Here is a 21,704-nt window from a genome sequence, read left to right as displayed (position 1 = left end):
GCCCCTCCTCCTCGTCCCGGAGTCGCACCGTGTTGCCCAAACCCCTTGCTGGCAGTGCAGGTTGCACATGTAACGTTGCAGAATCTGCTGTCGTTGATGCAGTGCGAAGGGGGAACATGTCGTTCGAGGACGAGTGGGCACAGCTCAGAGCGGAGTCCGCCCACAAGAAGGACGGGTCGATGCAGCTTGCGTCGGCGCCGGGCCCGAGCCCCAGCCCCGGGCCCAGCCTGACGGCAATGGATCTGGGACTGACCGATGGCCCGATACGGACCAAGGCTTCCGGGATCCGCACAGCGAACTCCGATGCCAAGGACAAGTCGAAGCTCGACGACGCGGCAGCGGTGGGCGGCATCCACTCCGGCTGGGTGGCCGGCTCCGCGAGCAACGACTGCGTGACCGCCTGGCAGCGGCGGCTCCACGAACTCAGCGACATGGTCGAGGAGGCCGCCGGCGCGCTGACCGACGCGATGGACAAGCAGATCAGCGACGACGGATCCACGGCCCAGCGCCTCAAGGCGCAGGCCGACTGGCTGGAGGACGCCTGATGGTCTCCGTCAGCGAACTGAACACGGCCGATCCCCAGAAGTGGCGAGACGCCGCCGATGACGCGATCGCGACGGCGAAGCAGTGCGAGGGCATCAGCTCCTACGCACGCGACGAGGTGGCGTCCACGCTGAAGCAGTGCTGGGTGGGCGACACCGGCAGCGCGGCACGCACCAAGTTCGTCAAGCACGCCGACGACTACGATGCCGCGGCCGTGTCCCTGCGGGCCATGGCGAAGGCCTACGACGATCTGGCGGACGACATCGACGACGCGCGGCGGCTCCTGCGCAGCGCGCTCGACTACGCCAGTACCCATGAGCTGAAGGTCGACGACAGCGGACGGGTGCAACTGGCCAAGGCGGTGGCTGTCCCGGCAGGCAGCACCGAGCACCTGGAACCCGTCAAACACGCTCAGGGCATCATCGACGACGCGCTGTCCAAGGCGACCCGCGCCGACGTCGAGGCCTCCCGCGCGCTGCGGACCGTAGAGGGCCTGACGGCCATCACCGACCCCAAGCTCGCCAAGGAAGCGCTGAACCCCAACAGCCCGCTGGCCATCGCGCTGCGCCTGTCCGGCGGGACGGACGGGCTGCATCCGATCAATGTGTCGCCCTCCCAGCTGGCCGCGGTGGACCGCGCCGCCCGCGAGACGGGGATGAGCAAGAAGCTGCTGCTCGCCATCCTCTGGCAGGAGCAGCAGTGGTACCAGAACCACAACCCCAGCCTGCGCGGGCCACTGACGTCGTTCGGCCGGTTCTTCGACTGGTCTCTTCAGCAGACCCTGAAGCCGGACAAGTCGCTGGGCATCACCCACATGAAGCTGGAGACCGCACGCGAGGTCATCAAGTCCAATCCCGACGCCTTCACTCTCTCCGACGGCAAGTACCTGGGCGATCTGAATGACTCTCAGCTGACCAAGTACATCGAGGAGAACCCGAACGAGGATGTCCGGCTCAGCGCCTACCACTTGAAGGGCCTCAAGGAGAATCCGTACGGCGCCGACTCCGACAAGGACCTGTTCACGCTGTACGCCGCCGACACTCCCGACGTACGGGAGAAGAACGAGCAGTACGGTGACGAATCCGACCAGCGCGGCGGCGACATCAAGGTCCGGGGCAAGAACTGGGACAAGGTCGAGCCGCACCTCGATGACGCCATGGCCTGGGACTCACTGAGCGACGAGGAACGCTCCAAGGCCATCAAGCAACTGGAGTCGGAGACTCCTGGGGGACACCATGTCTCCATAGAGACGATCTACTCCGCGGGCGGTCCCACCACGGGAACCGGCACGGGTGAACCCGAGCCGGGTACGCCGTCGCCGAGCCCCAACCCTCCGCCGACTCCACCCGGGAATTGAGGACCATGCCCACGCTCTCCCGCGCGGCTCTGGGCCTCGCACTCGCTGCTTCCCTCGTCACGTCCCTCGCCGCTTGCGGAACGACGGGCAAGGACAGCCGGCAGTCGCTCACCCCCATGCCGGACAACGTCCCCACCACGCCGCAGTACGGGACGGCGGACGACGTGGTGCGTGCCATGGCAGAGGGCGGCATCGAGTGCGAGGTCCTGCGTCGGAGCGAGGGCAACCCGAAGTCCGGCTCCGGCCTCGACTGCGTCGCCGAGGTCGACGGGGTGAAGTTCGAGAACACCGTTCACGTCCTGAACCCCAAGATGTTCGGCCGCGACGAGGTGGGTGACTCCATCGCGGCGGGGCGCAGGCCCCCGTACAACCACACCATCGTGGCCGCCGGCAACTGGTACATGCGGGTGCTGAACCCTGACTACGCCCCACAGGTCGCCAAGGCCCTGCGCGGCGTGGTCCTCAAACCCTTCAAGAACACGGACGTTCCCGCGTACCCCCTGCCCGACATCCCGGATTCACCGCGTCACAAGGACACCAACGACCTCGCCGACGACCTCGGCGAGGTCGCGGGGTGCCGCAACCGCGAGACGACGCCCACGGGCGTGGTGAAGTGCGACACCGGCTCCGCAGCGGCCGGGACGACCAACTGCGCGGTCCTGACCCTGCACAAGACCGATGCCGCCCGCGACAAGATGCTGCGCAGCGCCATCAAGTACAAGGGAGTCCCCGCGACCCTGGTCACCGCGGGGAACTGGACGATCAACCTCTGCGACGTCAGCCTCGGGGCCGGCGTCGCCCACGCCCTGGACGGTGTCGTCGTCTCCTACGACGGCAACTGACCGCGTCCCCGCTCCGTGTCCCGCGCCATCCGCGCGCTGTCCGCCGCCGCCCTGCCGTGCACCCAGCCCGCCTCGTCGCTGACCCCACGCACCCGCGTGGTCGTGGTCTCGGGGAACATCTGCTCCGCACGGCCGGTGACGGCCACGTCCCGCGCCACCAGGACCGGGAGCAGGTCCTCGGCGCTTGCCGATGTCACCTGGTCCGTCGCCGTGGCGAGCCGCTCGCCGAGCCGGCTCGCGTACGCCATCAGGAACGACTGCCGGAAGGTCTTCGTACGCTTGCGGCCGCCGGCCCGCTGGCCCGCCTCCGCCCGCGTCATCGCCGCCGTCCCCTGCACCAGCAGCGAGGTGTAGAGCAGCTCGACCCCCTCCAGATCCGCGTCGAAGCCGACGACCGTGGAGAAGCCGAAGGCGCTGTTCCACACGGCGCGGCAGCGGTTCGCGGAGGCGACCGCGTCGAGCAGGATCGCCTTGGCCGTCTCGTACGGCGCGTCCACCCCGATCCGGCAGGCCGCGGGCGCATCGGTCCGGTGGGTCCGGGCGGCGAGCACGGCCTCGTCGACGCTGTGCCGCGCCATCAGCTCCTGCGCCTTGGCGGTGAGCGCCTCCGCCTCCTGCGGAAAGCCGGTCGCCTCCGCCTTGGCCAGCAGCGCGCGGATCCGGGTGAGCATGCGCGGCTCGTCCGGCGAGGGCCCGGCCGAGAAGGGGGTGCCCGGGACCGGGCCGACCGCTTCGATCGCGGGCAGCCGGACCAGCAGGCGGTACAGCTCCAGCAGGGTGGTGGCGTACGAGAAGCGGTCGGCGCGGTACGGCTGCTGTGCGAGTTCGGCGAGCTGTGCCGTCCAGCGCGGGGCGAGGTGTTCGTACCGCCCGCTCTCCCCCGTGATCAACTCGGCGGCGAGCCGCTGATGGGGCTCGTCGAGCTCGCGCCGTACGAGCCGTACGACATCGGCGGGCTGCCAGCCGCGTTCCCACGCCCGGCGGACGAACTCCTCGCCGCGCTGCCGCAGTTCGCCATCGGTGGCCGGGTCGGCGGCGAGGAGGGAGGCGCCGGTGTCGAGCCCCTCGTCCCCGTCCGCGTACAACGCGGCGGCGAGGGCCTTCTCGACCGTACCGACCGTGCTCACTGGGCTGCCGCCTCTCGACCTCTGCTGTGACTCCTGGATGTGCTCGTACTGATGATCCCAGGCGGGTAGGGCCTGCCCTACCCCGAGGACGCCCCCCAGCGGTCGTGATCACGGCTCGGGGAAACGGAAGCCTGAGGGCATGACCACACCTGCCGTACGGCTCACCGCCCTCCGCCGCGTCCATCGCGATGTCACCGCCCTCGACGGCGTCGATCTCTCCTTCTCCTGCGGGTCCTTCACCGCTGTCATGGGGCCTTCCGGGTCCGGCAAGTCGACGCTGCTCCAGTGTGCGGCCGGGCTCGACCGGCCGACGTCCGGGAGCGTGGAGATCGACGGGCTCCCGCTCGGCGGGCTGAGCGAGCGGCGGCTCACGCTGCTGCGGCGGGACCGGATCGGGTTCGTCTTCCAGGCGTTCAATCTCATCCCCTCGCTGACCGCCGCGCAGAATGTAGCCCTGCCGCTGCGGCTGGCGGGCCGCCGTCCTTCCCGTACGGAGATACGGCAGGCGCTGGGCCGGGTCGGCCTCGAGGGACGGGCCCGGCACCGGCCGGGGGAGATGTCCGGCGGGCAGCAGCAGCGCGTCGCGCTCGCGCGGGCGCTGATCACCCGGCCCGCCGTGCTCTTCGGCGACGAGCCGACCGGGGCGCTGGACACCGGGACCAGCCGTGAAGTCCTCGTCATGCTGCGAGAGCTGGCGGACAAGGACGGGCAGACGATCGTGATGGTGACGCACGATCCGGTGGCGGCGTCGTACGCGGACCGGGTCGTGTTCCTGGTCGACGGGCGGGTCGGCGGCGAGCTGGCGGCGCCGACCGCCGAGCGGGTCGCGGCGCAGCTGGCGAGTCTGGAGGCCCTACCGTGCTGACCGTCGCTCTCGCCGCCCTGCGCGCCCGCTGGGCCACGTTCGTCGGAAGCTTTGTCGCGCTGGCGCTCGGCGTCGGGCTGATCGCCGTCATGGGTCTCGGCCTCGGCTCGACCTTCGACGCCCCCGAGCGCGCACCCGAGCGGTTCGCGTCCTCGCCGGTCGTGGTGATGGGCACGGACAGCCTCACCGTCGACGTACGCCGCGGGCCCTCCACCGTGCAGCTCTCGAAGAAGCTCGCCCATCCACACCCTGTGGATGCCGGACTCCTGCGCGAGCTGCGCGCCCTCGGTCCGGTGGTCCGCAGGGGCGGCCCCGACGCGGTGGGGGTGGACGCTCCGGCCGCCGATGTACGACGGCTGGTGGGCGACCGCGCCCAGGTGCTCACCGGCGGCGACCGCAACCGTGCCGATCCCGGCCCCGAGCGGGACGCCGAGGCCCTGGTCGCCGTGAACTCCCTGCTCGGCACGGCCGGTGGCGTGTCCGCCTTCGTCTCGGTCTTCGTCGTCGCCTCGACGTTCGCGTTCGCGGTGGCGCTGCGCAGAAGGGAGTTCGGGCTGCTGCGGACGGCGGGCGCCACGCCGGGCCAGATCCGCCGGCTGCTCCTGACCGAAGCCCTCGTCGTCGGCACGCTCGCCTCGGCGGCGGGCTGTGCGCTGGGCGCGTGGGGTGCGCCGCATCTTGCCCGGCTGCTGGTCGAGGGTGAGGTGGCGCCCGGGTGGTTCACGATCCGCGAGGCTTCCTGGCCGCTCCACGTCGCCTTCTGGACCGGTCTGTCCGTGGCACTCGCCGGAGTGTGGGCGGCCTCGCGCCGGGCGGGCCGCATCGGCCCGGTCGAGGCGCTGCGCGAGGCGGATGTGGACACCGGCTCGATGGCGCCCGGCCGCCTGTCGGCCGGGATCGTGCTCTGCGCGGCCGGTGTCGGACTGCTGGTCCATGGACTCGCGACCGATCCGTCCGGCCTGCTGAAACGCAAGACGTACACGACACAGCCCATGGTCCTGATCACCGCAGTGGCGCTGCTCGCGCCACTGCTCGTACGGCGTGTGGCGCGCCTGCTGCCCCTGCCCGGGGCCATCGGGATGCTCGTACGGGAGAACACCGCCGCGTCCCTGCGCCGTACCGCCGCCGTCGCCGCGCCCGTGCTGGTGACCGTTGCCCTGGCCGGTTCGCTGCTCGGCTCGGCGGCCTCGGTGACGGAGGCCGAGGCCACCGAGGCACGCAGCCGGACGGCCGCCCACCTCATCGTCACCGGAGAGGAGCTGAGGCAGGTGGCCGAGCCGGCCGGCGCGACGCTCTCCGGCTCCGCGTCCACCGCCGTCTTCGTACGGGAGGAGGGCAGCGCGCTCATCCGGTCGGACGCCCGCGCGGTCACCGACCCCGCCGCGTTCGCGGACCTGGCCCGGCTGCCGGTCGTCGCGGGCGATCTGCGGGACCTCGACGACCGCTCGATCGTCGTCAACGAGGAGTGGGAGAAGCACACGGTGGGCGAGACGGTCCATGTCTGGCTCGGCGACGGCCGTCCCGTCTCGCTGCGCATCGCCGCCGTGCTGGCGATCGGAACCGGGAACCACGGGGCGTATGTCACCAGTGCCCACGTTCCCGCGGCGAAGGTCGACCGGATCGACGTACGGCTCGGCGCCGGCGCGGACCGCGAATCCGCCGCCGCTTCCCTGGCGGACAGCACCGGCGGGACGGTCCGGACCCTCGACGCCTGGGCCGACGCCACCCATCCCCGCACCAGTTCCCACACCCGCCTCGGCCTGCTGGTCGTCCTCGGCATCGCCCTCGTCTACACGACGATCGCCCTGGCGGGCACCCTGCTGATGGCCACCTCGGCACGGGCGGGCGAGCTGGGCTCGCTGCGGTTCGCGGGCGCCACCCGCGCCCAGGTCCTGCGGGTCGTCACCGGCGAGGCGCTCCTCGCGGTCGCCGTCGGCGCGGTGCTCGGGGTGGCCGTCACCGCCGTCAGCCTCGCGGGCCTCGGCGCGGCGCTGGCCTCGCTCTCCGCACCGGTCACGATCACCGTGCCGTGGCAGACGGCCGGTCCGGCGCTCGGGGTGTGCGCGGCGGTCGCGGCGCTGTCCGCGGCGCTCAGCTGTCCCCGCCCTCGTCGATGAGGCGGCGCACCAGGCGGTCGATCAGTCCGAGGCGTGCTTCCGCCACCAGTGGCACCGATCGGCGCTGCCTGCGCGCCTCGTGGACGTCGATGCCGACGGTGACCAGTCCTGGCTCCCATTGGGGGACCTGGGCCACCACCACGCCGCGCGGGTCCACCACCCGGGAACCGCCCCAGAACGCGGCCCCGTTCTCGTTCCCGACCCGGTTCACGAAGACGACCCAGCACTGGAGCATCCGCGCCGTGTAGGAGAGCAGGGTGTCCCAGTACAGCACGGTGTCCATCGCCTCCGGGTCGAGGCTGGCCGCGCTGTTCGTCGGTACGAAAAGGACCTCGGCGCCGTCCTGCACGGCGAGCCACGGCAGCGCCGGCTGCCAGGCGTCGTTGCAGATGAGCGTGGCTGCCCGCCCCCGCCCGCCGGACAGGTCGTACGCACGCAGCGTCTGTCCCGGGCTGACGTGCTTGCGCTCCTCCCAGGCCAAATAGTTGGGGAGGTACAGCTTGCGGTGTGTGTGCAGCAGTTCGCCGCCGCTGTAGTGCGCGCAGGTGTTGTACGCGCGCAGGGCGGTGTGCTCGTGGAACCCGATCACCACATCCGCACCGAGTGTCCCCAGCTCCAGCAGCCGCGGATCGCGCGCCTCCACCGAGGTGTCCCGCTTCAGCGCGCCCAGGTGGTAGCCGTGCAGGCTCAGCTCGGGGAAGACGACGAGGTCCGCGCCCTGCGCGACGGCCTGCTCTATCTGCTCCCTGGCCGTCTCAAGATTCCGGTCCACCTCGCCCAGGACGCAGTCGGTCTGTGCCAGTGCGACTCGCATGGGCCGAGCCTCGCAGCGACGCGGGGCCGGGGCACGCCGGGCGGGCCCGTACGGGGGCTGTGCCGTGCCCTGCCCCGCGCCGGCCCGCCCCCGGAGCCTCCCGCGTCAGGCCGTGCGCGTCAGGCCTTGCGCAGGCTCTTCTTCGCCAGCTCGTACGCCGGAAGCATCTCCTCGTGCTCCTCGGTGTCGAAGCCCCCCAGGTGCAGGACAACCACACCGCGCGGGGTCGTGACGGCGAGCGCCCGCTCCTTCTTGGGCTCGTCCAGGAACTCGTTGGTGTTGAGGTAGCTCACCTCGGTGGCGGAGAAGTCGCCGGCCTCGGTCTCGGTGTACTCGACCTTGTCACGGTCCTTCGACTCGTCCGCGACGAACGCTTCGAGCGCCTTGCGGGTGTCGTCGCCGCCGCTGGTGCCGGTCCAGACACGCAGAAAGCCGATGTTCCCGGCGGGCTTGGCGTCGATCTCGCACACGAGCGTGACCGGACCCGCCGTGAGCGCCCCGAACGTGTCGTTGTTCTTCATGGCCTCCGGCTTCCAGTCGGCGGCCAGGTCGAAGGTGACGGGCAGGACGCAGGGTGAGCCGGAGCCCCCGACCGTGCCGGCCTTCTTGGCGGTCTTCGCCGCCCCTTCCCCCGCGCTCTTCTCACCCTTCGCGCCCTTCTCACCCTTCGCGCTCTGCCCGCTCTCCGCGTCGACCACGGGCAAGGTTCTGGGCTCCGGCTTCGAACAGCCGGTCAGCATCCCCACCACCAGCGCCGCCGGGACCAACCCCGCGCCCACGCCACGTACCAGACCTCGCACCACGATTTCCCACCCCTGGTTCGGTTCGCACAACGTGGGCGATCCTAGAGAGGCCGAGTGTCGTGGAGGGACGTGGGATGGGCGAGAACAAGGACCTCATGCTGGCCGGTGAGTGGTACCTCCCCGACGACCCCGAACTCGGCGCGGACACCGAGCGCCGTTCCGCGCTCTGCGCCGCGTACAACGGGCACCAGTACAACGGGCACCACGCGAACGGCGGCACGCCGCCCGCGGAGCGCCACACGATCCTGGCGGAGCTGCTCGGGTCGGTGGGCAAGGGCGTACGGATCCGGCCGCCGTTCCAGTGCGACTACGGGCACGCCATCAGCATCGGCGACCGTACGTTCGTCAACTTCAACGCGGTCTTCCTGGACGCCGCACCCATCACGATCGGGGCGGACGTCCAGATCGGGCCGAACGTCCAGCTCCTCACCCCCACCCATGAGCTGGACACCGAGCGCCGCCGGGCCGGCTGGGAGAAGGCGCTGCCCGTCACGATCGGCGACAATGTCTGGCTCGGCGGCGGGGTCATCGTCTGTCCCGGCGTGACGATCGGCGAGAACACCGTCGTCGGCGCGGGCTCGGTCGTCACCAGGGATCTGCCGGCCGGAGTGCTGGCCGTGGGCAATCCGGCCCGCGTCGTCCGCGAACTCACGCCCCCGGCGGAATGACCACCAGCTTCCCCGGCGCATGGCCGGCCTCGCTCACCACCTGGGCCTTGGCCGCCTCCTCCAGCGGGAAGCGCTCCACCACCGGCATCCGCAGCCTGCCCTCGGCCGCCAGCAGGACATGTCCCGCGAAGGCGATCTCCGGGGGCTCCGTGCCCGCCGCCGAGAAGGGGACCCCGTGCGCGGCCGCCTCCGGGTCCGCGATGGTGATGATGCGGTCGGTGGTGCCGCCACGCAGCTCGATCGACGCCGGCAGCGCGCCCTTTCCGGCCGCGTCGAAGACGGCGTCCACACCCTGGGGAGCCGCCGCGCGTACCCGCTCGACCAGCCCGTCGCCGTACGCGACGGGGGTGGCACCCAGCTCCCGCAGGTAGTCGTGGTTGGCCGCGGACGCGGTGCCGATGACCGTCGCGCCGGCCGCCACCGCGAGCTGGACGGCCGCCGTGCCGACCGCGCCCGCCGCTCCGTGCAGCAGCAGCGTCTCGCCGCTGCGCACACCGAGCAGATCGAGCACCCGCTGCGCGGTCTCGGTCACGACCGGCAGGCCCGCCGCCTCCGCCCAGTCCAGGCCTGCGGGCTTGAGGACGAAGGACTCGGACAGGGCGTACCGGGCGTACGAGCCGGTGACGCTCCACCCCACGACCTCGTCGCCGACCGCGGCACCTCTCACGCCCTCGCCGACCTCGTCGACGATCCCGGCGAACTCCAGGCCCGGGACCGCGGGGAACACGGTCGGGAAGAACTCCCCCATCCACCCGCTACGGATCTTGTAGTCGACCGGGTTGACCCCTGCCGCCTTGACCTTCACCCGTACCTGGCCGGGGCCGGCATGCGGCTCCTCGGCCTCCGCGAGGCGCAGTACCTCGGGTCCGCCGAACTCTTCGAAGACGATCGCTTCCATGTCTGGCTCCTTCCGCCGTGATCAAGCCTCGGTCCCCGACAGGCCAGGACCGGCCCGCCTTTCGGACGGTTCGACCTGGCCGAAGGGACAGCCGCCGGGACCGGGCCCCGCCGTACGCTGGCCGTCATGGAACTCACCGGAACCGCGCCCGCCGCGCCCGCCCTGGCCGTCGCCTACGACGTGATCAGGCAGCCGCTGGGCGAGATCCTGCCGCGGCTGTCCACGGCCCTGGACGGGCTCGTCCCGCATCTGGCCGCGGCTGAACTGTCCACGCACTGCGCGCACTCACCGTTCAAGGCGTACGGCGACCGGGGCTCCGTGGCCGGACGGATCACCGCGGCCGAGATGCATCCGCTGGCCGCCTCGGTTCCGGCCGGGCAGCCCTGGCAGGGCACGGCCAGGATCGGCGGTGCGGAGTACCCCGTGCTCGCGGTGGCCAGCGACGCGACGCCGCGCGGGGCGCTGCTCGTCCTCATACGCAGTGAGGACAGCACAGTCCCTGCGCCGGACACCGCCGTCGTCCAGGCCATGTGGGACCTGGTGACCAGCCACTTCGACCGGCTCGCCGCCGAGGCCGTGCCGGGCTCGCTCGCCCGGTCGCGGGCCTCGGCCGGGGAGCGGGCCAGGGTGATCGCCGAGCTGAGCGAGGCTCATGCGACCGCGCTGTCCGGGCTGTTGGGCGTGCTGCGCAGCCGCAGCCTCGACGACGCCGCCGCCAGGGCCGGCGCCGTCGAGCTGGCCGTGACCGCGCTGGTCGAGCTGCGCGCCGAGACGGAACGGGACCGGGCGATCGCGGAGGAACCCGCCGTGCAGGCCTTCGCGCAGCTCGCGAACTCACTGCGGCCGCTGGTGCGCTACAGCCCGGTCCGGCTGGAGCTGGGCGGACCCGAATCGAGCCGACCGCTGGCCGCGGATGTGGCGCATGCGGCGCGGGCGGTCGTACGGGCGGTGCTGCTGACCGTGCTGGAACAGGAGGGCGTGGACCGGATCCATGTCGGCTGGCATCTGACCGAGAGCGAACTGCGCGCGACCGTACGGGACGACGGCCCCGGTGACATCTCCCGGTGCACGCTCGCCCCGCACCGGGTCAGGGAGCGGCTCGACGTGCTGGGCGGGCGGCTGGACGTGGACGCGGTGCCGGGCTGGGGTACGACGGTCACGGCGACGATCCCGCTGGGGACGCCGGAGATCGCGCCCGCCGATCCGCTCGGCTCGCTGGGGGCCCGGGAGCTGGAGGTGCTCACGCATCTCGCCCGCGGCCACCGCAATCGCATGATCGCGCAGGAGCTGCACATCAGCGAGTCGACGGTGAAGTTCCACGTGGCGAACATCCTGACCAAGCTGGGGGTCGCCTCGCGGGGCGAGGCCTCGGCGCTCTTCCACGCCGTGGCCTGACGCGCCAGAGCCGGCATGCCTCGCGCAGGCTGACGCGCCCTCGGCCCGGGATGTTCCCGAACCTTCCCGAACGTTCCGGCCTGTTCCGGCCCGTCCCCGGCCCGTCCCCGGCTCGTTCCACCACGTTGCGACACATTCCGACATGCTTCGGTGCAGAGGGCCGTTGTCAGTGCCTGCTGCCACACTCGCACCCATGAGCGAACGGTGGGCTCTGGCGGCGGCGGAGGGCGACGGGGCGCGGCTCGTCCCCCTCGGCCACGACGGCCTGCCCGCCGGTCCCGTCCTGGAGGAGCCCGATCTGGTCGAGGCCGTCCGGTCCCGGCTGCCCGAGGTGGGGCGTTGGGTGTGGCGCTCCACCGCCGAGATCTACCCGCGGCTGCTGGCGGCCGGGGTCCGCGTCGAGCGCTGCTACGACATCGAGGACGCGGAGCTGCTGCTGCTCGGCCACGAGGGGCGGCTGGGCGAGCCCCGGTCTGCGGCGGCCGCCTGGGCGCGCCTGCGCAACGGTCCCGTACCGCCCGATCCGCCGCAGCGCGCAGCCGAGCCGGGCTCACAGTCCTCGCTCTTCGAGCCGCAGCCCGTGCCCGTGCCGCTGGAGTCGCTACTGGAGGTCTACGCCGACCAGCAGCGAAGGCATGAGGCCGCCGAGCACCCGGGGAGGATGCGCCTGCTCACGGCCGCCGAGTCCGCGGGGATGCTGGTGGCCGCGGAGATGAACCGGGCCGGGCTGCCGTGGCGGGCGGACGTCCACCGGGAGGTGCTGCACGAGCTGCTGGGCGAGCGGTACGCGGGCGGGGGCGAGCCGCGCAGGCTGGCGGAGCTGGCGGACGAGGTGTCGGCGGCGTTCGGGCGGCGCGTGCGGCCGGATCTGCCGACGGATGTGGTGAAGGCGTTCGCGCAGGCCGGGATCAAGGTGAAGTCGACCCGGCGCTGGGAGCTGGAGGAGCTCGGCCATCCGGCCGTGCAGCCGCTGATCCAGTACAAGAAGCTGTACCGCATCTGGACGGCGCACGGCTGGGGCTGGCTGCAGGACTGGGTACGGGAGGGCCGGTTCCGGCCCGGGTATCTGCCGGGCGGCACGGTCTCGGGCCGCTGGACGACCAATGGGGGCGGGGCACTTCAGATTCCGAAAGTGATCCGGCGTGCGGTGGTCGCCGACGACGGCTGGCGGCTGGTGGTCGCCGACGCCGACCAGATGGAGCCCCGGGTGCTGGCCGCGATCTCCCGCGACCCCGGTCTGATGGAGGTCGCGGGACACGACGGCGATCTGTACACCGCGCTGTCCGACCGGGCGTTCTCCGGCGACCGCGACCACGCCAAGATCGCGCTGCTGGGCGCGATCTACGGTCAGACGTCGGGCGACGGACTGAAGAACCTGGCCATGCTCAGACGAAGATTCCCCCGCGCCGTGGCGTACGTCGACGAGGCGGCGAAGGCGGGCGAGGAGGGCCGGCTCGTCCGTACCTGGCTGGGGCGCACCAGCCCGCCGGCGGCCGGGGCCGAGGACGCCGAAGAAGCGGGCATCCCCCAGGAGAGCGAGGAAATCCCCTCCGCAGAGAACGAGTTCACGCCCGGCTACGCATCCACGAACGCCCGCGCCCGGGGCCGCTTCACCCGCAACTTCGTGGTGCAGGGCAGCGCGGCGGACTGGGCGCTGCTGATGCTGGCGGCGCTGCGGCAGGCGACCGCCGCGATGCGTGCGGAGCTGGTCTTCTTCCAGCACGACGAGGTGATCGTGCACTGCCCTGCGGAGGAGGCCGAGGACGTGGCGACGGCGATCCGCGCGGCCGGGGAGCTGGCCGGGCGGATCGCCTTCGGAGAGACGCCGGTGCGGTTTCCGTTCACCACGGCGACGGTGGAGCGGTACTCCGACGCGAAGTAGCGCACAGCCGTACCGCCGCGCAGACGTACCGCCGCGCAGACGTACTGCCGCACCGCCGCACCGCCGTACCGCCGCTGGGCTACTTGAGGGTGAGCCACTTCTTGTCGAGTGCGATGGCCTTGAGCTGCACCATGGTGAGGGCGGGCTCGGCGCGGGTGGCGTCCTGGCCCTGGGCGCCCGTGTTGAACGCCGTGATCACCACGCGGAAGCCGTCCGGACGCAGAGTGTCCACCGTCCAGCCCACGGCGCCCGCCCCGCCCTTGCCGTCCGGGGCGTTCTCCTTCTTCTGCATGACCTTGGTGCCGTCCGGCAGGGTCGTGACATCACCCCCGTTGCTGATCAGCTGGTCGGCGACGTCCAGCATGCCGGGCTGCACATTGACCTGGACGAAGCTCTTGCCCTTGCCGTCGTCGACGACAACGAACGCGTAGCCGCTCTGACCGCCCTTGTCGCTCACCTCCAGCCCCTTGGGAAGCAGGGAGACGAGCGCGTCCCGGGCCGCGTCGGTTCCGATCTCACCGGGATCGGGGATCTCGTTGACCGGCTCCCCCAACTCCTTCATGATCGGCTGCCATTGCGCGGCCGTGACCAGGGCCTTCATCTGCTCCGGGGTCAGGGGCGGGTCGGTGCGCGAGACTTCTGCGTCCTTCTGGGCGGGCGCGTTGTACTCGTTCGCGTCGAGCAGGACTCCGCTCGGCGTGAGCAGCGTGGCCCGCCAGTTCTTCGTCTCCACACGGCGGTCCGGGTACTCGTACCCCTGGAACATCACGAACTTCGAGCCGTCGGGCAGCGTCTTCGCCGTGCAGGCGTCATGCGGCACCTGGGACCGGGACGGGCACTCCGTCCAGTCCTTGGCGCTGTTGCCGTCCGGGTCGACGGTGTTCAGAGCGAAGCTGATCGCCGCCGCGCCCTTGCCGTCGTCGTACACGACAGAGGCGAACGGCGCGGACCTGCCGTCCTCCTTCAGGCTGCCGCGCCCGTCCTCCTGACTGGTCCTCCCCTCCGGCAGCAGCCCCTTGAGGGTCTCGATCATCTGCTCTTTGGTGATCTTGCCGTTGGGCTTGTCACCGCGGGGAGCCGGCCGGTCCGGCGCCCCGACCGAGGCCGCCCCGTCTCCGCCGAGCAGCCCGCCCCCGTAGGCCCCGCCGAGAACCACGCCCGCCAGGGCCAGCACACTGCCGGTCACCGCGGCCGACCGTCGCAGCGCCAGCCGGCGGCGGCCGCGTCGCAGCCCGCCGTCCACCAGCGCGGGCCGGTCCGTGGGCCGGAAGGTGTCGCCGGTGCGGCGCATCGCATCGCCGAGCTCGTCCTCGAAGGGCGTGGACTCAGAAGGCGTGGTCTCAAAGGGCGTGGACTCAAAGGGCGTTGGCTCAGACATGCGCTCAGGCATGGGGAATCACACTTCCTGATCTCGATCGGGACAGCGGCAGATGTCAGCGGGCGGCGAGCTCGGAGAGGCTCCCACCGAGCTGCTCCCGGAGCTTCGCGAGCGCCCGCACCGATCTGGTGCGTACCGCTGCGGAGCTGACGTTCATCACGTCGGCGGTCTCCTCGATGCTGCGGTCCTCCCAGTACCGCAGCACCACCACCGCCCGGTCCTTGGGCGGAAGCTGCCCGAGCGCACCGAGCAGCGCGACACGCAGGGCAGGGTCGCCGCCGACGGAGTGCAGGGGGGTGTCGGGGAGTTCGCCGACGGGGCTTTCGGAGGCGGAGCGCCGCCGCCGGTGAGTGAGGAAGGTGCGTACGAGGACGGTCTGGGCGTAGCCCGCCGGATTCTCGATCCGGGAGACGCGGCCCCACAGCACATACATCCGGCCCAGCGTCTCCTGCACCAGATCCTCGGCGAGATGGGTGTCACCGCTGGTCAGGAGACAGGCGGAGCGGAAGAGCGAACTGGTGCGGTCGGCCGCGAACTCCCTGAATCCCTCCGCGCGTGACCGTCTCATCCGCCCTCCCCCGTTGTCGCGGCGTCCCCTCACCTCTCTGACGCGATGACTCGGGTGAAATGTTTCAGCGGATTCTCATCCTGTTTCTCCTGCGACGTCACAGGCGGCCGTACCGCTCATCAGTTCCCTCAGTTCGTCCAGGAGCCGCGCATGCTCGCCGTCGAGGGCCTGGAGAGTGGCGAGGGCCCGGCGCCACTGCTCGCGCGCCTCCTCCGTGCGGCCCTCGGCCCGGAACAGCAGTCCGCTCTGGTGGCGGGCGCGGGCCTGCATATGGGTGTCGGCGCGTGACTCGGCGCGCTCCAGCAGCAGCGCGCACTCACGGCGGGCCTCCCCGTCACGGCCCACTCCGCGCAGCGCGCGCACCCGGCCGATACGGGACTGGGACTGGGAGTGCCAGTCCCCGTCGTCGCCGAGGATGGCCAGGCTCTCGTCGAAGTGCTTTACCGCCTCGCCAGGTTCACCGAGGGTGAGATGGGCGTATCCGATGTTGCAGTGGGCGGTGTGCAGCAGGGGCTCGCTCCGCAGCCGTACACCGGCGGTGAGGCTGCGCTCGTGGTACCCGATGGCCGCGCGCGCGTCGGTGTGCTCGTAGAGATTGCCCAGATGGCTGAGGATCACCGCCTCGCCGTGCGCGTCGTCGAGGCAGCGGGCGAATTCGATGGCGGACTCCAGCGTCTCGGCGGCCTCCGTGTGCCGGCCGAGCCCCTCCAGCAGCATGCCCCGGTTGCCGAGGCCTCGCTGAACGCGCCGGTCCTCGCCCAGCGCGCGCCAGATCGTGATCGCTTCCTCGTTGAGCGAGAGGGCGCGCTCGGGCCTGCCACTGAGGAAGTTCATGCCCGCGAGGTCGGTGAGGGCGTGTCCCTCGGCCTCGGTGTCGCCGGCCGCGCGGGCGGCGCCCAGGGCCAGCTCGTTCAGGACGGCGAGCTCCTGGATCCTGCCGCGGCGCTGCAGGGAGGGGAAGCAGGACCGTACGAGCAGCAGGACCGTCGTGGACTGGCGGACGTACCGCTCGGTCAGCGCAACCACGTTGGGCAGTTCACGGTCGATCCAGGCCAGGGCCTGTTCGGCGGAGTCGAAGGGCGCCGCCTCGCCGATGGGCGGCGGCAGCCGCAGACCGGCTTCCTGGCCGGGCGGGAGCAGCGCGACACCTGCCTGGCGGGCGCATTCGCCGTACCAGCGAAGGACGCGCTCGGCGACCTCCAGCGTGTCGTCGGGAGCGGCCAGTTCGCGGGCGAAGTCGCGTACGAGATCGTGTGGGACGAACCGGCCGTACGAGACCTCTTCCAGCAGCGCGACCTCGACGAGCCGGTCGAGGGCGACCGCGGCGCGCCGTTCGTCGGTCTCCATCAGCCGGGCGACGGCCGGGGCGCCGTACTCGGGCAGGTCCACCGCGCCGAGACGGCGCAGCGCGAGCGCGGCGTCCGGGTCGAGGCCGTCGTGGGCGACGGCGAGGGAGCCGCGCACGCTCAGATCGTCGTACTCGAGGTGGTCGAGCCGCCCGGCCTCGGCGTCCAGCAGCCCGGCGAGGGCGTCGGCGGTGAGGGCGCTGCGGGCGGCAAGACGGGCGGCGACGATACGTAGGGCGAGCGGAAGGCGGCCGCACCGCTCCACGAGCCGTTCGAGGCCTTCGCCGGACCCGCGGCCCGAGACGGCCCGCAGCAGCGTCCCGCTGTCCGCCGCCGACAGGGGCGCGAGCGGGAAGCGGGCCGCGCCGTCCAGCGCGGTCAGCGGGGAACGGCTGGTGACGACGACCGCGCAGCCGGGCCCGGCGGGCAGCAGCGGCCGCACCTGCGCCGCGGACGCGACGTCGTCGAGTACGAGCAGGGTGCGGGTCGGCGCGAGCGTGGAGCGCAGCAGGGCTGCGGCCGCGTCCACCTCGTCCGGGACCTGGCGCGGATCGACACCGAGATCCCGCAGCAGGGCGCAGAGCGCGTGCCCGGGGTCGAGGGGCGGCATGCCCGGGGTGGCGCCGTGGAGATTGCAGTAGAGCTGCCCGTCGGGAAACTCCTCGCGCAGTGCGTGGGCAACCTGCGCGGCGAGGGCGGACTTGCCGACTCCGGCCATCCCGGAGACGACGACGACAGCGGGACCCTCCTCGCCGGTGAGTGCCGCCCGCAGCTCCTCGAACTGCGCGTCCCGGCCCGTGAAGTGCGCGGGCGGGGGTGGCAGTTGGGCCGGGCGGGGCGGCGGGGGCAGCCGGGACGACGGGCGGGGCGCGGGCTGCGCGGCCGGGGCGCGGAGCACCTCCTGGTGCGCCTCCTGGACGGCCGGACCCGGGTCGACGCCCAGCTCCTCCACCAGTGTGCGGCGCAGCGACCGGTACGCGGCGAGTGCCTCGGCCTGCCGGCCCGCACGGTGCAGGGTCAGCATCAGCTGCCGGTGGAAGGCCTCCCTCAGCGGGAACTCGGCGACGAGCGCGGCCAGTTCGGGTCCGAGGGTGCCGTGGCGGCCCAGGTGCAGCTCGGCGTCGTACCGCCACTCCAGCACCAGCAGCCGCGACTCCCGCAGCCGCTGTACGAGTGCGGGGGTGCCGTCGTCGGGGTCGTACAGCCCGGCCAGCGGGCTGCCGCGCCACAGTGCGAGCCCGGCGCGGGCGGCCTCCAGGACGGCGGGCCAGTCACCCTGACTGTGCGCGGCGCGGGCGGTGCGTGCGTATGTCTCGAAGACATCGGTGTCCAGCTCGCCCGGCTCGATCCGCAGCAGATACCCGGGGGACACGGCCCGCAGCCGGTCCTTCTCGGCGAGCAGCCGGCGCAGACGCGTCACATGGTTGTGGAGGGAGGCATGGGCGGAGGCGGGTGGATCATCGCCCCAGAGCGCGTCCTTCAGTTCGTCGACGGGCACGACCCGATTCGGCCGCAGCAGCAGCGCGCCGAGCAGGGCACGGACCTTGGCACTGCCGAGCGGATGCGGCACGCCCACGGCGTCGTGCACGGCCGGCGGGCCGAGCAGGCCGAACCGCATGTGTTTCCTCCCCTCACTTTCCCCCCATCGGCTTGAGCGTTGGCCATATGTTAGCGATCCGTTGGCGTGAACTGTTTGGATCGGTCCATGGATCCGGCCCGCCGGCGCTCGGCGTGGGGAGCCACACTCGGGGGAGTGTCGCCGCCGCGGTCGGATCCGTAGGACAGAGAGAGCCCCGGTCACCCAGGTGAGTGCCGGGGCTCTCGTCCTGTCGGCGGCGCCGTCGCGGCGGACGCACCCCGCGGACGGCGACTGCGGGCAGAAACCGGGCGACGGCTGCGGGCAGAAACCGGCGACGGGTCCGGCCGGAGTCAGCCGATGACCGCCGCCGGCCTGTCGGAGGTTCGCGACCGGGCCTCGCGGCCACGGTCGCGCTCCGCCCACCGCACCGCCGGCCCCATCGCGAACCCGGCGACGAGGAAGACCGCCCCCAGCAGCAGCCAGCCCGGTACGCCCCACATCACCAGCAGCGAGGTGAGCAGCAGGGGCCCGAGCGTGCGGGCCACCGGGACGCCGGTGCCGAAGAAACCCTGGTACTGGCCCACTTGGTGCGCGGGCGCCAGCACGAAGCCGATCTGCCACGAGCCGGCGGACTGCTGCATCTCGGCGACGACCTGAAGCACCGCTCCCACGACAAGGACCGCGCCCGCCGCCCACCCGGGCATTCCGGCGGCCGACAGAGCGAAGACCGCACACGAGACGAACATGATGAGGCTGGAGTGCCGCACCGCGCGGGAGGCCGTGTCCGTCCCGGTGACGCCACGGGCCATCCGCACCTGGAAGAGCATCACGGCAAGGGTGTTGAGGACGAACAGCGCCGAGACCATCCAGCTCGGCGCGTCCGTACGGTCCACGATCCACAGCGGGATCGCGAGGCTGAGCAGCGGCATCCGCAGCAGCAGGACCGCGTTCAACAGCGTGACGACCACATAGGGCCGGTCGCGGAGCACCGCGAGACGCGGCTCGTCGCTCTTGCGGGCCGGGACGCCGGCCACCAGGGGCAGCCTGAGCAGCACCACGGCGCAGAGCAGGAAGCAGAGCCCGTCCAGTGCGAAGACGGCGAGGTAGGCCTCGCGGGTGTCGTACTGGAGGGCAAGTCCACCGACGGCGGCGCCGACGGCCAGTCCGGCATTGAGCGTGGACTGGAGATGGGCGAGTACTCCCGTACGGGAAGCGGGGGCGACGAGCCCGGCGAGCAGCGCCTGCCGGGCCGCGGCCAGGCCGCACTGGGCGGTGGCGTACAGACACGTGGCGACGAGGAACGGCGCGAAGGAGCGGATGAACAGGAAGGAGACGACCGCAGCGCTGGTGGCCAGGGCGAGCAGCACCGCCGTACCCCGCGGCCCCCGGCGGTCGGCGAACGCCCCCCACGACACCCCCGCCACCGAACCGACGGCCCACGCCACGGTGAGGCAGAGCCCGATCCGGGTGGGCGAGAGCCCGACGACGCGGGTGAAGTAGAGCGCGGAACAGACGTAGTAGGCACCGTCGCCCACGGAGTTGCTCAGCTGTGCCGCAGCGAGAACGCGCGGCGCTCCGGCCGGCGGCAGTATCCGAATCGGCACAGGTCTCCCAAGTCCCCCGAATGTGCCGAGTACGCGGACCGGGCGGCCGACGATTCCCCGACGTCATGACGCTATCCGGCCAAGTCCCCGCGGGACTGGTCCATTTACCGGCTGGAAAGGTGCGCCACTTGGGGCGTCTGCGTCGGCGCGGGCTCCCGGGCTTGCTGTCAGCGTGACGGAGCGGCCGCGAGCTGGGTGGCCGCCAGTTCGGCGTACAGCGTGTCCGACTCGACCAGGTCGTCGTGCCGGCCCGTCGCGCGCACCCGGCCGTCCTGCATGACCACGATGCGGTCGGCCCGGACCACGGTGGAGAGCCGGTGCGCGATGACCAGGACAGTGGTGTCGGCGGCCAGTTCCAGGATGACCTCGCGCAGCGCCTCTTCGTTGACCGCGTCCAGCTGCGACGTCACCTCATCGAGCAGCAGCAGCCGTGGCTTGCGCAGCAGCGCCCGGGCGATGGCGATCCGCTGGCGTTCGCCGCCCGACAGCATCACGCCCCGGTGCCCGACCTGGGTGTCCAGGCCTTCGGGCAGCCGGGCGACGAGATCGTCGAGCCGGGTGCGGGACACCGCGTGCCGCACGTCCTCGCGCGTGGCCCGGGGGGCGGCGAGGAGCAGATTGTCGCGCAGGGTCCCGGCCAGTACGGGCGCGTCCTGTTCGACGTAGGCGAGCGCGGCCCGCAGTTCGCCGAGCGGCCAGTCGCGGATGTCACGGCCGCCGACGGTGACGGTGCCCACGTCATGGTCGTAGAAGCGCTCCAGCAGGGCGAACACCGTGGACTTACCGGCACCGGACGGGCCGACGAGCGCGGTCAGACCACCGGCGGGCACCTCGAAGGTCACACTCCGGTGTGCCGGGGCCCGCTCGTCGTCGTAACCGAAGTGCACGTCCTGGAACGCGACGCCGACGGGTGACGACTCCGGCCGGAGAGCCTCGCCCGGTGTCTCCCCCGGAGCCTTGCCCGCCGCCTTGCCCGGCGACTCCCCCGCAGCCCCGCCCGGCGTCTCCCCGGGCAGCGACTCGATCTCCTCGATGCGCCGCACCGCGGCCAGACCGGTGTTGAGGCCGGTCCAGCCGTCGGTGAGCTGGCTGAGCGGCGCCATCAGCGCGAAGACGTACAGCAGGAAGGCGATCAGCGACGAGACCTCCATCGCCCCCGATACGGCGCGGGCGCCGCCGACACCCAGCACCGCGAGGAAGGCGAGCTGCATCGACAGGAACACCGCGACCTCGGACACCGAGGTCCAGCGGGCCACGGTCACCCCGCGGTCGTGGGCCTGCTGCGCCGCCTCGACGACGACCGCGGTCTCGCGCTCCTCGGCGCCGCTCGCCTTGACCGTACGGAAGGCCTGGAGCACGCGGTCGAGCAGCGACCCCATCGCTCCGACCGCCTCCTGCGCCTGGAGCTGGGCCCGCTGAATCCTCGGCATGAGCAGGGCGAGCAGGGCTCCGCAGAGAATCATGACGCCGAAGGTGACCCCGAGCAGGACGAGATCCACGACCGCCATCAGTACCACCGTGCCCACCAGCATCAGCAGACCACTGGCCGCCTCGACGATGCTGCGGGAGAGCACGGTGTGCAGCAGGGTGGTGTCGCCGGTGACGCGAGAAAGAAGATCACCGGGGGTGAGCCGGTCGACCGCCGCGACCCGCAGCCGCAGCATCCGGCCGACGAGCTGCCGCCGGGCATGCAGGACGACGGCTTCGCCGGTACGCGCCATCAGATATCTGCCGCCCGCCGCCAGCACCGCACCGACGAGGACGACGAGGACGAGCGCGGTCAGCGGGCGGGCCGGCGAGCGCCCGTCCGCGAAGGCGTCCACGGTGTACTTCGCCATCATCGGCATGGCGAGACCGGCCCCGGAGCCGACCAGCGACAGCAACCCGCCGACGACCAGCATCCGCCAGTGCGGCCGCA

The 21,704-nt window shown here is 72.1% G+C and carries 17 protein-coding genes; 8 read left to right on the top strand and 9 right to left on the bottom strand.

Annotation, left to right across the window (positions count from 1 at the left end; translation table 11 throughout):
- Nucleotides 1-116: 116 nt before the first annotated feature.
- From OG883_RS00550 to OG883_RS00540, 3 genes are read left to right on the top strand one after another with little or no spacing between them, the layout of a single operon-like run.
- Nucleotides 117-545, top strand: a complete 429-nt coding sequence (locus tag OG883_RS00550; RefSeq protein WP_266533365.1) for a hypothetical protein — start codon at nucleotides 117-119, stop codon at nucleotides 543-545.
- Nucleotides 545-1,900 carry a hypothetical protein gene (locus OG883_RS00545; RefSeq protein ID WP_266533363.1) on the top strand — a complete coding sequence of 452 codons (1,356 nt, stop codon included), beginning with the start codon at nucleotides 545-547 and terminating at the stop codon, nucleotides 1,898-1,900. The genes OG883_RS00550 and OG883_RS00545 overlap by 1 nt, the downstream gene beginning before the upstream one ends.
- A gap of 5 nt (nucleotides 1,901-1,905) precedes the next feature.
- On the top strand, nucleotides 1,906-2,742 hold the full coding sequence (locus OG883_RS00540) for a hypothetical protein (RefSeq protein ID WP_266533360.1): 837 nt from the start codon (nucleotides 1,906-1,908) through the stop codon (nucleotides 2,740-2,742).
- Here the strand turns inward: OG883_RS00540 and OG883_RS00535 are convergent.
- Nucleotides 2,727-3,869 (bottom strand): DUF2786 domain-containing protein, encoded by a 1,143-nt coding sequence (locus OG883_RS00535; RefSeq protein WP_266533356.1) that lies wholly within the window; start codon nucleotides 3,867-3,869, stop codon nucleotides 2,727-2,729. The genes OG883_RS00540 and OG883_RS00535 overlap by 16 nt on opposite strands.
- A 139-nt stretch (nucleotides 3,870-4,008) precedes the next feature.
- Between OG883_RS00535 and OG883_RS00530 the strand changes: the two genes are divergently transcribed.
- The gene (locus tag OG883_RS00530) at nucleotides 4,009-4,734 is read left to right on the top strand and encodes an ABC transporter ATP-binding protein (RefSeq protein ID WP_266533353.1); all 726 of its coding nucleotides are present in this window, start codon (nucleotides 4,009-4,011) and stop codon (nucleotides 4,732-4,734) included.
- On the top strand, nucleotides 4,728-6,851 hold the full coding sequence (locus OG883_RS00525; protein WP_266533350.1) for an FtsX-like permease family protein: 2,124 nt from the start codon (nucleotides 4,728-4,730) through the stop codon (nucleotides 6,849-6,851). Before OG883_RS00530 ends, OG883_RS00525 begins: the two co-directional genes overlap by 7 nt.
- On the opposite strand, the gene OG883_RS00520 is transcribed toward OG883_RS00525, so the two are convergent.
- Entirely contained in the window at nucleotides 6,826-7,665 is an 840-nt protein-coding gene (locus OG883_RS00520; protein ID WP_266533347.1) for a nitrilase-related carbon-nitrogen hydrolase, read from the bottom strand. The two genes, OG883_RS00525 and OG883_RS00520, sit on opposite strands and share 26 nt — an antisense overlap.
- Nucleotides 7,666-7,784: 119 nt before the next feature.
- Complete coding sequence (locus tag OG883_RS00515; protein ID WP_266533344.1) at nucleotides 7,785-8,468, bottom strand: lipoprotein; 684 nt, start codon at nucleotides 8,466-8,468, stop codon at nucleotides 7,785-7,787.
- A 74-nt stretch (nucleotides 8,469-8,542) separates the two neighbouring features.
- Between OG883_RS00515 and OG883_RS00510 the strand changes: the two genes are divergently transcribed.
- The gene (locus tag OG883_RS00510) at nucleotides 8,543-9,136 is read left to right on the top strand and encodes a sugar O-acetyltransferase (protein ID WP_266533342.1); all 594 of its coding nucleotides are present in this window, start codon (nucleotides 8,543-8,545) and stop codon (nucleotides 9,134-9,136) included.
- Here OG883_RS00510 and OG883_RS00505 read toward each other — a convergent pair.
- Nucleotides 9,117-10,034, bottom strand: a complete 918-nt coding sequence (locus tag OG883_RS00505; RefSeq protein ID WP_266533340.1) for an NADP-dependent oxidoreductase — start codon at nucleotides 10,032-10,034, stop codon at nucleotides 9,117-9,119. The two genes, OG883_RS00510 and OG883_RS00505, sit on opposite strands and share 20 nt — an antisense overlap.
- Nucleotides 10,035-10,160: 126 nt before the next feature.
- On the opposite strand from OG883_RS00505, the gene OG883_RS46720 reads away from it, so the two are divergent.
- Together OG883_RS46720 and OG883_RS00495 are read left to right on the top strand one after the other, a co-directional pair.
- Nucleotides 10,161-11,429: a LuxR C-terminal-related transcriptional regulator gene (locus OG883_RS46720; RefSeq protein ID WP_323180856.1), complete on the top strand. Its 1,269-nt coding sequence runs from the start codon at nucleotides 10,161-10,163 to the stop codon at nucleotides 11,427-11,429.
- A gap of 193 nt (nucleotides 11,430-11,622) precedes the next feature.
- Complete coding sequence (locus OG883_RS00495) at nucleotides 11,623-13,311, top strand: bifunctional 3'-5' exonuclease/DNA polymerase (protein ID WP_266533337.1); 1,689 nt, start codon at nucleotides 11,623-11,625, stop codon at nucleotides 13,309-13,311.
- A gap of 79 nt (nucleotides 13,312-13,390) precedes the next feature.
- On the opposite strand, the gene OG883_RS00490 is transcribed toward OG883_RS00495, so the two are convergent.
- From OG883_RS00490 to OG883_RS00470, 5 genes are all read right to left on the bottom strand, one after another.
- Nucleotides 13,391-14,689, bottom strand: coding sequence for a hypothetical protein (locus OG883_RS00490; protein WP_266533334.1), 1,299 nt, complete (start codon nucleotides 14,687-14,689; stop codon nucleotides 13,391-13,393).
- Nucleotides 14,690-14,744: 55 nt separating this feature from the next.
- On the bottom strand, nucleotides 14,745-15,257 hold the full coding sequence (locus tag OG883_RS00485; protein ID WP_266533331.1) for a SigE family RNA polymerase sigma factor: 513 nt from the start codon (nucleotides 15,255-15,257) through the stop codon (nucleotides 14,745-14,747).
- 75 nt (nucleotides 15,258-15,332) lie between these two features.
- Nucleotides 15,333-18,221: a BTAD domain-containing putative transcriptional regulator gene (locus tag OG883_RS00480; protein WP_266533328.1), complete on the bottom strand. Its 2,889-nt coding sequence runs from the start codon at nucleotides 18,219-18,221 to the stop codon at nucleotides 15,333-15,335.
- A gap of 311 nt (nucleotides 18,222-18,532) precedes the next feature.
- Nucleotides 18,533-19,786, bottom strand: a complete 1,254-nt coding sequence (locus OG883_RS00475; RefSeq protein WP_266533325.1) for an MFS transporter — start codon at nucleotides 19,784-19,786, stop codon at nucleotides 18,533-18,535.
- 167 nt (nucleotides 19,787-19,953) lie between these two features.
- Nucleotides 19,954-21,687 (bottom strand): ABC transporter ATP-binding protein, encoded by a 1,734-nt coding sequence (locus OG883_RS00470; RefSeq protein WP_266541129.1) that lies wholly within the window; start codon nucleotides 21,685-21,687, stop codon nucleotides 19,954-19,956.
- Between the last annotated feature and the right edge of the window lie 17 nt (nucleotides 21,688-21,704).

Source organism: Streptomyces sp. NBC_01142, assembly GCF_026341125.1.
Lineage (GTDB): Bacteria > Actinomycetota > Actinomycetes > Streptomycetales > Streptomycetaceae > Streptomyces.
This window is presented reverse-complemented; position numbering and strand designations above follow the sequence as displayed.